General features: G+C 59.5%; 6 protein-coding genes. 3 read left to right on the forward strand and 3 right to left on the reverse strand.

What is annotated here, in order from left to right; translation table 11 throughout:
* Positions 1–87: 87 nt before the first annotated feature.
* Positions 88–255 (reverse strand): hypothetical protein, encoded by a 168-nt coding sequence (locus tag AC3WP4_RS23045; RefSeq protein ID WP_173860490.1) that lies wholly within the window; start codon positions 253–255, stop codon positions 88–90.
* A gap of 230 nt (positions 256–485) precedes the next feature.
* Between AC3WP4_RS23045 and AC3WP4_RS23050 the strand changes: the two genes are divergently transcribed.
* From AC3WP4_RS23050 to glgB, 3 genes are all read left to right on the forward strand, one after another.
* Positions 486–2,480 carry an alpha-1,4-glucan--maltose-1-phosphate maltosyltransferase gene (locus AC3WP4_RS23050; protein ID WP_102614332.1) on the forward strand — a complete coding sequence of 665 codons (1,995 nt, stop codon included), beginning with the start codon at positions 486–488 and terminating at the stop codon, positions 2,478–2,480.
* Between the two features lie 162 nt (positions 2,481–2,642).
* Positions 2,643–5,984: a maltose alpha-D-glucosyltransferase gene (gene treS, locus AC3WP4_RS23055; RefSeq protein WP_102614331.1), complete on the forward strand. Its 3,342-nt coding sequence runs from the start codon at positions 2,643–2,645 to the stop codon at positions 5,982–5,984.
* A 2-nt stretch (positions 5,985–5,986) separates the two neighbouring features.
* Positions 5,987–8,218 carry a 1,4-alpha-glucan branching protein GlgB gene (gene glgB, locus AC3WP4_RS23060; protein WP_102614330.1) on the forward strand — a complete coding sequence of 744 codons (2,232 nt, stop codon included), beginning with the start codon at positions 5,987–5,989 and terminating at the stop codon, positions 8,216–8,218.
* A 156-nt stretch (positions 8,219–8,374) separates the two neighbouring features.
* Here glgB and AC3WP4_RS23065 read toward each other — a convergent pair whose 3' ends face one another.
* Positions 8,375–9,448: an autotransporter domain-containing protein gene (locus AC3WP4_RS23065; RefSeq protein WP_074876775.1), complete on the reverse strand. Its 1,074-nt coding sequence runs from the start codon at positions 9,446–9,448 to the stop codon at positions 8,375–8,377.
* Between the two features lie 324 nt (positions 9,449–9,772).
* On the reverse strand, positions 9,773–12,334 hold the full coding sequence (locus AC3WP4_RS23070) for an autotransporter family protein (protein ID WP_102650649.1): 2,562 nt from the start codon (positions 12,332–12,334) through the stop codon (positions 9,773–9,775).
* Positions 12,335–12,566 lie beyond the last annotated feature (232 nt).

Consider the following 12,566-nt stretch of genomic DNA (forward strand, 5'->3'; position numbering starts at 1 on the left):
CGGGACGCTCCGCGTCCCATCCAGAGCCGAACGCGGAGCGTCCGTGGAGGCATTCCCACGCAGAGCGTGGGAACGATCAGTGCGCGATTATTCGGGGGTGACGACCACCGGTGGCATCGTCTCTGGCGGGTCTTCGCGTGGTGGCGCAGTGGTGCCGGGCGGGTCTTGCTCCGGTACAGGTTCAGGCTCGGTCGGCGGAATGGTTGGGCTGTCGATGTTTGGATCAGGCGTTTCGGCAGGGATCGGAATGCTCATGAATTCAACCTCCAGTGGCACATGGCGTAAGTCGTGCTTAAGTGTGTTGACCACTGCGCAAAGGAATTGATTCCTTCGAAGGCCCGGGCAAATCTTCGTGAACTTTTACCAGTGCCTGTCGCTCGGAACCTAAGTGAGTTCATTCCAGGGCGGACGATCCTGCGGGATGACTATCCTGTTACAAGCCACAGACACAAGAGCGTCCATGGGGCGTAAAGGAGAGATGCTCGATGACTGCTGAAAAACCGACAGAGCTGAACTACAACCCTCATATGCCGCTTTCGCAGGCTTTACTGCTGCCGCGCATTGCCATCGAAAACACCATGCCGACCCTCGATGGCGGGCAGTTCGCCGTCAAAGCCGTTGTGGGTCAGGACGTGGTGGTGACCAGCAAAGTGTTCGCCGACGGTCACGACAAGTTGGCGGTGCGGGTGCGCTGGCATGCCGAGGGCGAGGAAACCTGGCATAGCGAAGTCATGGCCGATCTGGGCAATAACGGTTGGCAGGGTCAGTTCCGGGTCGCGCGCCAGGGCCGTTATGTGTTTTGCATCGAAGCCTGGATCGATCAGTTCGCCAGCTTCTGTTATGAGCTGGAGAAAAAACACGCCGCCCGGGTGCCGATCAGCCTGGAGTTGCAGGAAGGGCGAACGCTGGTCCAGCAAGCCGCCGAACGCACCGAAGGACAACTGAGCGAGCAACTTACGACGCTGCACCATGATCTGTCGGGGTTGCTCGAAATCGAGCAGGTCGAGCTGTTTCTGCACCAGCGTAGCGCCGAGCTGATGACGCTGGCCGATCATCGCCCCTATTTGAGCATCAGTCCTGAGTACCCGCTCGACGTCGAACGGGACCTCGCGCAGTTCGCCAGTTGGTATGAATTGTTTCCGCGTTCGATCACCGACGATCCGGCCCGTCATGGCACCTTCAACGATGTGCATTCGCGGCTGCCGATGATCCAGGACATGGGTTTCGATGTGCTGTACTTCCCGCCGATCCACCCGATCGGCCGCAGCTACCGCAAAGGCCCGAACAATTCCCTGACCGCCGGGCCGGACGATCCGGGCAGCCCGTATGCCATTGGCAGTGAAGAGGGCGGTCACGAAGCCATTCACTCGCAGCTGGGCACGCGTGAAGACTTCCGGCGACTTGTCGCCAGGGCCGCAGATCATGGACTGGAAATCGCCCTCGATTTTGCCATTCAGTGTTCTCAGGATCACCCGTGGCTGCAACAGCATCCGGGCTGGTTCAACTGGCGTCCCGACGGCACGATCAAATATGCCGAGAACCCGCCGAAGAAATACCAGGACATCGTCAACGTCGACTTCTATGCCACCGACGCGATACCGAGCCTGTGGGTCGAGTTGCGCGACATCGTCGTGGGTTGGGTCGAGGAGGGCGTGAAGCTGTTCCGCGTCGACAACCCTCACACTAAACCGCTGCCGTTCTGGCAGTGGCTGATCGCGGATGTGCGGGCGCTGTACCCCGAGGTGATCTTCCTGGCCGAAGCCTTTACCACCCCGGCAATGATGGCGCGGTTGGGCAAGGTCGGTTACTCCCAGAGCTACACCTACTTCACCTGGCGCAACAACAAGTCCGAGCTGGCCACTTACTTCACCGAACTCAACGAATCACCGTGGCGCGAATGCTTCCGGCCAAACTTCTTCGTCAACACACCGGACATCAACCCGGCGTTCTTGCATGAGTCGGGGCGCGCCGGTTTTCTGATCCGCGCGGCGCTGGCCACCATGGGCTCCGGTCTGTGGGGCATGTATTCAGGCTTCGAACTGTGCGAAGCGGCACCGGTGCCGGGCAAGGAGGAGTACCTCAACTCCGAGAAATACGAAATTCGCCCACGGGACTTCAATGCACCGGGCAACATCATTGCCGAGATCGCCCAGCTCAACCGCATCCGCCGGCAAAACCCGGCGCTGCAGACGCATCTGGGCCTGAAGGTCTACAACGCCTGGAACGACAACATTTTTTACTTTGGCAAGCGCAGCGCGGATGGCAGCAATTTCATTCTGGTGGCCGTCAGCCTTGATCCACATAACGTCCAGGAAGCGAATTTCGAATTGCCACTGTGGGAAATGGGCTTGCCCGACGACGCCAGTACCCACGGCGAAGACTTGATGAACGGCCATCGCTGGACCTGGCACGGCAAGTACCAATTCATGCGGATCGACCCGGCGTATCAACCGTTCGGGATCTGGCGTATTACCGTTTAACTGATAAGCACTGATCGTTCCCACGCTCTGCGTGGGAATGCAGTCCGGGACGCTCTGCGTCCCATCCAGAGCCGAACGCGGAGCGTCCGTGGAGGCATTCCCACGCAGAGCGTGGGAACGATCTGGGACAAGGCGCTTTCCAGTTTTCAACAGGAGTTTCAAATGGCGAAGAAACCCAAGGCTGCCACCTTTATCAAGGACCCGCTCTGGTACAAGGATGCGGTGATCTACCAGGTTCACGTTAAGTCTTATTTCGACTCCAACAATGACGGGATCGGCGACTTTCCCGGTCTTATCGCCAAACTCGACTACATTGCCGATCTGGGCGTCAACACCATCTGGCTGTTGCCGTTCTATCCTTCGCCACGACGCGATGACGGCTACGACATTGCCGAATACCGTGGCGTGCATTCCGACTACGGCACCATGGCCGACGCCAAGCGTTTCATCTCTGAAGCCCACAAACGTGGCTTGCGGGTGATTACCGAACTGGTCATCAACCACACCTCGGACCAGCACGCCTGGTTTCAGCGTGCGCGCAAGGCCAAGAAAGGCTCGGCGGCACGGGATTTCTACGTCTGGTCCGATGACGATCATAAGTACGACGGCACCCGCATCATCTTTCTCGACACCGAGAAGTCCAACTGGACCTGGGATCCGGTGGCCGGCCAGTACTTCTGGCATCGCTTCTATTCCCACCAGCCAGACCTGAACTTCGATAACCCGCAAGTCATGAAAGCCGTGCTGTCGGTGATGCGCTACTGGCTGGACATGGGCATCGATGGCTTGCGTCTGGATGCGATTCCGTACCTGATCGAACGCGACGGCACCAACAACGAAAACCTGCCCGAGACCCACGACGTCCTCAAGCAGATCCGTGCCGAAATCGACGCCAACTACCCGGACCGCATGCTGCTGGCTGAGGCCAACCAATGGCCGGAGGACACGCAACTGTACTTCGGCGACACCGACGCCAAAGGCCTGAACGGTGACGAATGCCACATGGCGTTCCACTTCCCGCTGATGCCGCGTATGTACATGGCGCTGGCCCAGGAAGACCGTTTTCCGATCACCGATATCCTTCGTCAGACTCCGGAGATCCCGGCCAACTGCCAGTGGGCGATTTTCTTGCGCAACCACGATGAGCTGACGCTGGAAATGGTCACCGACAAGGAGCGCGATTACCTGTGGAATTACTACGCGGCCGACCGTCGGGCGCGGATCAACCTTGGGATTCGCCGCCGCTTGGCGCCGTTGATGGAGCGCGATCGTCGTCGCGTGGAACTGCTCAACAGTTTGCTGCTGTCGATGCCCGGCACGCCGACCCTGTATTACGGCGATGAAATCGGCATGGGCGACAACATCTACCTCGGCGACCGTGACGGCGTGCGCACGCCGATGCAGTGGTCGATTGACCGTAACGGCGGTTTCTCCCGCGCCGACCCGGCCAGCCTGGTGCTGCCGCCGATCATGGACCCGCAATATGGTTACTTGTCGGTCAACGTCGAAACCCAGGCCGGCGACCCGCATTCGTTGCTCAACTGGACCCGGCGCATGCTCGCCGTGCGCAAGCAGTCCAAGGCCTTCGGTCGCGGCACCCTGAAGATGCTTTCGCCGACTAACCGGCGAATCCTGGCCTACACCCGGGAATTCACCGGACCGGACGGCAAGCACGAAATCATCTTGTGCGTCGCCAACGTGTCCCGCAGCGCGCAAGCAGCGGAGCTGGACCTGTCGGCCTACGTCGGCATGGTGCCGGTGGAGATGCTCGGCGGTAACGCCTTCCCGCCTATTGGCCAGTTGAATTTCCTGCTGACCCTGGCGCCTTACGGCTTCTATTGGTTTGTATTGGCGGCGGAAAACCAGATGCCGAGCTGGCACGTGGAAGCGGCGCAAAGCCTGCCGGACTTCACCACGCTGGTGCTGAAGAAACGCATGGAAGAACTGCTCGAAGCGCCGTCTCGCGACACGCTGGAGCAGGGCATCTTGCCGAGCTGGCTGCAGAACCGCCGCTGGTTTGCCGGCAAGGACGCGGCCATCGAACAGGTCAACATCGCTTACGGCGTGCGCTTCGGCGATCCGCTGCATCCCGTATTGCTGAGTGAAATCGATGTCACCAGCGGCGGCCAGACCAGCCGCTATCAGTTACCGTTCGGTTTTATCTCTGAAGATCAGGTGGGCGCCGCGTTGCCTCAGCAACTGGCCTTGTCGCGGGTCCGGCGCGTGCGTCAGGTCGGCTTGATCACCGATGCCTTCAGCCTCGATACCTTTGTGCATGCGGTATTGCAGGGCATGCAAAGTAATACCGTAGTGCCATCCAGTGCGGGCGATATCTGCTTTGAGCCAACGTGGGAACTGGCGAAACTCGGCCTGACCGGGGAATCGGAAGTACGTTACTTGTCCGCCGAGCAATCCAACAGTTCGGTGGTGATCGGCAACAGCCTGGTGCTGAAACTGATCCGCAAGGTTGCGTCCGGTGTGCACCCGGAACTGGAAATGAGCGCGTACCTGACTCACGCCGGTTTCCGCAATATTTCGCCGCTGCTGGGTTCAGTGGTTCGCCGTGATCCGGCGGGCGAGGAAACGTTGCTGATGATTGCCCAAGGCTACTTGAGCAATCAGGGCGACGCCTGGGAATGGACCCAGAACAACCTCGAACGGGCACTGCGCGACGAACTGGCCGACGCCGTGTCCGAGCAGGAGCAACACTACAACGCCTTGGGTGAACTCAAAGACTTCGCCGGCATGCTCGGCCAGCGCCTGGGTGAAATGCACCAGGTACTGGCAGCGCCCAGCGACAATCCGGACTTCGCCCCGCAGGTCACCACCCAGAAAGATGCCCTGGCTTGCACCAAGGACGTGGTGGCGCAACTGGAACACGCGCTGAAGTTGCTCAAACAGCATCAAAGCGAATTGAACCCGGCAGACAAAGCCTTGGTCACTCATTTACTGGACAACAAAAAAGCCATCCTCAGCCATGTTCAGGAGCTGGGCAAAAAAGCCGTTGGTGGTCTGCGCATTCGCGTCCACGGCGACTTGCACCTGGGCCAGGTGCTGGTGATCAAGGGTGACGCCTACCTGATCGACTTCGAAGGCGAGCCGGCGCGGCCGCTGCATGAACGACGGGGCAAACACAGCCCGTACAAAGACGTCAGTGGGGTATTGCGCTCCTTTGACTACGCTGCGGCGATGGCGATGAATGTGCACAACGTCGACAACACGGTCGATGCCCAAGCCGCTCGTCAACGTGTCGCCGATCGCTATTTGATTGAAGCAAGACAAGCATTTGTCGACGCTTATCGGCTGGCGGCAGCTAGTCTTGCTCATGCATGGCAAGATCCGGAAGGCGAGGACGCCGCATTGGCGTTGTTCGGCCTGGAGAAGGCAGCGTATGAAGTGGCCTATGAGGCGGAAAATCGCCCCACATGGTTGCCCGTGCCGTTGCACGGTTTGTATGGGTTATTGAGTGGGCTTAAACCCTTTTCCGATCTTGGTGGAGAGTAGTCATGAGTTTCTCGAACAAGGAACAGGGACACGCTAAAGAAGCGTTGCTGCCCAGATCGCGGGACATCGACGCGCTGGTACGCGCCGAACATCACGACCCCTTTGCAATTCTTGGTCCCCACGGCGATGGTGCCGGCGGGCAATTCATTCGGGCCTATTTGCCGGACGCCTTGAGCGTGCAGGTCCTGGCCAAGGACTCCGGGGAAGAACTCGGCAACCTTGAGGCCACCCAGACGCCGGGCCTGTTCGTCGGGCACTTCGATCGGGCGCAGCCGTATCTGCTGCGAACCCGGTGGGCTGGCGGCGAACAGGTTTGCGAAGACCCTTACAGCTTTGGCCCGTTGCTCGGCGAGATGGACTTGTACCTGTTCGCCGAAGGCAATCACCGCGATCTGAGTGCTTGCCTGGGCGCGCAGCTGAAAACCGTCGATGGTGTCGATGGCGTGCGGTTCGCCGTGTGGGCACCGAATGCCAAAAGGGTGTCGGTGGTCGGGGATTTCAACAACTGGGACGGTCGTCGGCACCCGATGCGCCTGCGCCATCCTACCGGCGTATGGGAGATTTTCATCCCGCGCATGCAAGCGGGGGAAACATACAAATACGAGATTCTCGGCACCCACGGCATTCTGCCGCTCAAGGCTGACCCGATGGCGCTGGCCACTTCGCTGCCGCCGGACACCGCGTCAAAAGTCGCATCGCCGCTGAACATCGATTGGCAGGATCAGGAGTGGATGCAAGCGCGGGGCGACCGTCATCGGCCAAGTGCGCCCCTGTCGATCTACGAATTGCATGCTGGCTCGTGGCAATGTGAGCTGGATGATCTGGGTGAGGTCGCCCGGCAGTACACCTGGCATGAGTTGGCAGAACGGCTGATTCCCTACGTGAAGGAGTTGGGTTTTACCCACATCGAGCTGATGCCGATCATGGAACACCCGTTCGGCGGTTCCTGGGGCTATCAACTGCTGTCGCAATTCGCCCCGAGCGCCCGCTACGGCTCGCCGGATGACTTCGCCGCGTTCGTCAATGCCTGCCACCAGGCCGACATCGGTGTAATCCTCGACTGGGTGCCGGCACATTTCCCGACCGATACCCACGGCCTGGCGCAATTCGATGGCACTGCGCTGTACGAGTACGGCAACCCGCAGGAAGGCTTCCATCAGGATTGGGACACGCTGATCTACAACCTGGGTCGCACCGAAGTGCACGGCTACATGCTGGCTTCGGCGCTGCACTGGCTCAAGCATTTCCACGTCGACGGCCTGCGGGTCGATGCCGTGGCGTCGATGCTGTATCGCGATTATTCGCGCAAGGCCGGCGAATGGGTGCCGAACCGTCACGGCGGTCGGGAAAACCTCGAAGCCATCGACTTCCTGCGCCATCTCAATGACGTGGTCGACCTCGAAGCCCCTGGCGCGCTGGTGATCGCCGAAGAATCCACTGCGTGGCCGGGTGTCAGCCAGGGTACGCAACAGGGTGGACTGGGCTTCGACTACAAGTGGAACATGGGCTGGATGCACGATTCGCTGCACTACATCCAGCAAGACCCGGTGTACCGCGCCCATCACCACAACGAACTGAGCTTCGGTCTGGTGTATGCCTGGTCCGAGCGCTTTATCCTGCCGATTTCCCACGACGAAGTGGTACACGGCAAGCACTCGCTGATCGACAAGATGCCCGGCGACCGCTGGCAGAAATTCGCCAACCTGCGCGCCTACCTCAGTTTCATGTGGGCACATCCAGGCAAGAAGCTGTTGTTCATGGGGTGCGAGTTTGGTCAGTGGCGTGAGTGGAACCACGATCAGCAACTGGATTGGTACTTGCTGCAGTATTCGGAACACAAAGGAGTGCAGAAACTCGTCGGCGATCTGAATCGGCTGTATCGCGAAGAACCGGCGCTGCATGATCAGGACGACGCGCCACAAGGCTTCCAGTGGTTGATTGGCGATGACGCCACCAACAGCGTCTACGCCTTCATGCGCTGGAGCAGGGATGGGCGGCCGGTGTTGGTGGTGGCTAACTTCACGCCGGTGCCGCGTGAGGGTTATCGTATCGGCGTACCGTTTGCCGGGCGTTGGACCGAGGTGATCAACAGCGATGCGGCCACTTACGCCGGTTCGAACTATGGCAACAGCGGCGGGGCGTTTACCGAGGACGAGGCGAGCCACGGCCAGGCACTCTCATTGGTATTGAACCTGCCACCGCTGGCAGTGTTGATGCTGCGTCCGGAGGGTTGATCCAGAACCGAGTCGCTCCCATCGCGAGCAGGCTCGCTCCCACATGATCGTTCCCACGCTCCGCGTGGGAATGCAGCCCGGGACGCTCCGCGTTCCTACGATGTGACGCAGAGCGTCACTGGAGGCATTCCCACGCAGAGCGTGGGAACGATCATTTCACCACCGCATCCGCACACCCAGACTCCCAATCAACCCGTTCAAATCATTGTCATCCACATCACTGCTGTAGTCGGCGCTGACGTAAAGACTCACGGCAGGTGTGACTCTGGCCACCAGGCCCAAACCCACTTCGACGGTCGATGAATAACGGCTGCTGCTGATCTTCTCGACCTGATCGAGGTTCACGGTATTGCCGGTGTACACCGTGTGCCACAGGTTGGTTCGCACATAGGGTTCGACCCCCAGCCCGTTGATGTCGTAACTACCTTTCAAGCGTGCACCGACCCGCCCGCTCCAGGACGTCAGTTCGCTGGACGAGGCATTGCCAGACCCGCCATACGGGGTGTCCAGGGTAATGCGTTGATTGATCAACTGCGCCTGGGGTTCAACGACCCAATTGTCGCTCAGGCCAATGGGGAAACCACCTTCTACCGACAGCGTCACCGCGCTGCCTTCGGTCGCCATTCGGGCGCCCTGGTCATTGCGGGTATAGCCGTTGACCCGACCGCCGCTGGCCGTCAAATCCACGTGCCAGCCCTGGGGACCGGTCAAACTCCAGTAAGCACCGAGGCTTTGGCCTTCGAGGCTGAGGGTGTCGTGGCTGGGGTCAGCATGGGCGCGACCGGTCAGCAGCCCGTTGCTGTTGCCTTGTAACTGAGTGGTGCCGCCAACCAGTCCGACTCGCTGGGTATGACCGCTACCGCTTTTTAGAGTCAGGATCGCCGGACCTTTGAATTCGCTACTGCCAGGGCCGGCAAACCCCTGAGCCAGAACATCGGTTTGCGCTTGCCGCGAAGCTTGTCCATATACCTGATCCCAGGCCGAAGGCGCAGCGTCCTCGATGGTCAGGCGCGAACTTCGAGTATCGGAGGCGGCGCTGAAGCGGCGGGAGTAGGGAGCGGTGAAAGTGACAGCGGGTAAGGTCATGACCGGAACATCCTGACGGTACCAAGGCGTGGCTTCATCCGCTGCCGGCCCTGCCTGCACTTCCATGGACGAGCACAGAAGGAGTGAGCTCGATACAGTGCAAAAAGTAACTTTGATCTCTTGTTGGGTGAATGAAGTTTTCATGGAGGTCTACCTTGCAATCGCATGCGGTATCTCGCTCTGGCGTCTCTCCTACCCCGAATGAGGGGCGACCGAATGTAATGGGGCAAGCCTCTGGCCGCCCGTTTTTGCGGGTGTCTGGAGGCTTGCCCCTGGTGTATTTCCGGGGGTAGTAACGTGTAGCTAAGAAGACCCTTGATACTGCGTCAAGAAAATGGCCGATAAGTGGTACGTGTATTTTAGGGTTCGCAAGTGACTGATTTTCGCCGCACATCTAAGCTGTTGTTTGTTCGAAAAATCGTCAAGAAACCTGCGTCCCAGAGCGTTTTTTAATAGTGGGCTACCGGTCTACCAACTCACCCTGACACCGATATTTGCAGACGTTGCGCGCTGCTGATGACTGTCGATATTGCTGGTGTAGTCGACTGCGCCATACACGCTCACGCTTTTCGCGAGGCTAACCACAACACCGACACCGAGGTCGGCCGATGACGATTTTTGCTCGGTATCGATCCGGTCCACACCGTCGAAGGTGACCGAGTCGGTACCGGAAAGGGTGTGCCACAGATTGGCTCGAATGTAAGGTTCCAGTGGTCGTCCGCTGACTTGGTAGCGGCCTTTTAGTCGAGCGCCGAGGCGACCGGTCCAGGCTCCGTCGGAGTCGAATGAGACGTGGGAAATGCCGTCGTCCTGGCTGTCCAGCGAGACTTTTTGATGGATGAGCTGCACCTGGGGTTCGACCACCCAGTTACCCGTCACTTGAGCTGGATAGCCGGCTTCCGCCGAAGCAGTCAAGGCATGGCCTCGGTTATCCAGCTTGAGGCCGCGTTCGGAGTGGCTGTCACCGTCGAGCCGAGTGCCCATGAGGACGGTGTCGACGTACCAGCCCTTGGGATCGGTCAACGTCCAGTACACGCCATAACTGTCGCCTTCAAGTTCCACTTTGCCTGCACGTTTGTTTTCGAACCCTTGGTTGAAACCGTCGACATCGCCCTGCAAACGCGTATGCCCGACAAAAAAACCAATGCGTTGGGTCTGTCCATGGACAGTCAGTGAGCTGTACACATCGTTACCCACCTGAAAGCCGCTGAGCGAACCGTCGAGCCTTGGCGTTACGGTGCCGGCCCAGGTCTGATTCACATTCTTGCCATAGACCCGGCCCCAGCCAGCGCCAAAGGCCCCGGTTTCGTGGAGCAGGCGCTGGTCGCCTTGGCGATCATGGAAAGTGCCGAGTGCATTGAGGGTCAGTTGCGCGGCGGCGGGAGGCAGTACCGACCAGGTTGGAACCTCGGGGCGGTACAGCGCAATCGGTGACGCGCCCGGTACGGCTGTCGGCAAAACCGGCAACGGTGGGCTGCCGACGGGTGCAAGTGCGGGTACCGGCGTTGCGACAACCGGGACGACAATCGGGGGCAAGGCCGGATCCGGGTTGGGGAGGGTGAGGGTCGTGGGGGCCACAATGGCAGAGCGCAAATACCAATTGTTTTGGCTGTTTGCGGTAACGCCACCTTTGAACAAGTAGTAATCGAAGGCACCCGCAGAGACCGGACCTTTGAGCGCAAACGCATCGGGGGTGCTGACAGCAGTGCCTTGCGCCTGTACCAACTCGATACCGTTCTGCCGCGTCAACCCGCCGGTTCCGCCCAGATTGGTGACCGTGATCAATGTGCTGCCGGTCAATGTCCCATCGTTCACCACCAGTTTGTCACTGGGGGAGTTGTCATCGCCGACTGCACTTTGCAAAAACAACTGGCCGTTGTTACCCGAATAATTACCCTGCACCGTGAGCGTATCGTCGGTCCGGCTATTGCCGCTGCTGAGGTCGATTAGCCCGGCATTGTTCAAGGTTGCACGCTGACCGGCGGTGAATGGCGTGATGCGGCCCTGGGTCGACGTCAGCGTGCTGCTGCCATCGATATTGAATACACCGGTGCCGCTGGCACTGTCGCCCAATACAAAAATGCCGGCCAGATCGATCTGCGAACCATTGTTCAGGTTGACCGTTTCCCAGTTGATGTACCGGGGAGTACCCGCTGCGGTGGTGTCATCGAAGGTCAGCAGGTCTGTGCCGTCTCCACCATCAATGCTCGGGGTGAGGGCGAGGGTGCTTTGGCCGAGATTTCCCAAGGTGGCACTGTCATTGCCGGTGCCCATGAGGATGGCAGAGCGGATGATGCCGCCACCATTCCACACCAACGTGTCATTACCGGCGCTGGCACGGACCTCGCCGAGGATCTCGCCACCCGTCACGGTGATGCTGTCATTGCCGCCGCTGACACTGACGTTGCCGCCGATTCGCCCGGCGGACACGATGATCGTGTCGGTGCCGAAACCAGTCACCAGGTTGCCGAGGATCTGGCCGCCGGACATGTCGAAGGTGTTGTCGTCGAGTTTCATATTGACGCGACCGATCGTGCCACCGGTCATCTGCGCAAAGTCACCATCTTCAAAGTCCTCGGCAATCGTGCCGCCAGTCATCAGGAACTGGTCGAAACCATCGCCCTGCGCCAGAGAATGAATACTCCCGCCATTCATGTTGAAGGTGTCGATGCCGCTGTGCTGGTGGACTTCGCCGGTAATCTGCCCGTTGTCGATCTGCAGAAAATTGGCGCCGTCGCCCTGATCGAGTACGCCTGCGATGGTGCCCGCCGCCATGACGACCCGGTCAGCACCTGCGCCGAAGGTTACATCGCCATTGATGGTGCCATTGGCGGGAAAGATCAGGGTGTTGTTGCCCGACAAGTCGGTCAGCGGGCCACCGCTGGTGCTGTCGCACACGTAATTGTCGTTGCCGGCGGTCGGTGTGAGCGTACAGCTCGCCTGGGCGGTGTTGGACCAGCCTATCCATAAACAGAGAGAAACGGCGCAGGCTGAGTAACGGTAGTTGGGCAATTCTGTCGGAAATATCATGCTCGTCTCCACGCATCGATTGGCGTCCGACCCCTTCACTCGTAGTGGGTGAAAAAGAGTCTGACGTCCTTGGCAGCGTGAATTGCGAGACGACATCGGTAATACAAGTCCCCGAACTGGAAACCTTCGGCAACGTTGGCTGCTACGGTTGAAAGCTCGTACATGCAACGGGTACGGACCTGCGCACCGTATCAACAGATTTTGGAAGTCGCTACTGTCAGAAGTAACAGGT

This window comes from Pseudomonas sp. FW305-20, from assembly GCF_058788075.1.

Excerpts from the sequence above, each read along its gene's own strand:
- AC3WP4_RS23045 (WP_173860490.1), bottom strand. The coding sequence starts at position 255 with ATGAGCATTCCGATCCCTGCCGAAACGCCTGATCCAAACATCGACAGC.
- AC3WP4_RS23050 (WP_102614332.1), top strand. The coding sequence starts at position 486 with ATGACTGCTGAAAAACCGACAGAGCTGAACTACAACCCTCATATGCCG.
- treS (WP_102614331.1), top strand. The coding sequence starts at position 2,643 with ATGGCGAAGAAACCCAAGGCTGCCACCTTTATCAAGGACCCGCTCTGG.
- glgB (WP_102614330.1), top strand. The coding sequence starts at position 5,987 with ATGAGTTTCTCGAACAAGGAACAGGGACACGCTAAAGAAGCGTTGCTG.
- AC3WP4_RS23065 (WP_074876775.1), bottom strand. The coding sequence starts at position 9,448 with ATGAAAACTTCATTCACCCAACAAGAGATCAAAGTTACTTTTTGCACT.
- AC3WP4_RS23070 (WP_102650649.1), bottom strand. The coding sequence starts at position 12,334 with ATGATATTTCCGACAGAATTGCCCAACTACCGTTACTCAGCCTGCGCC.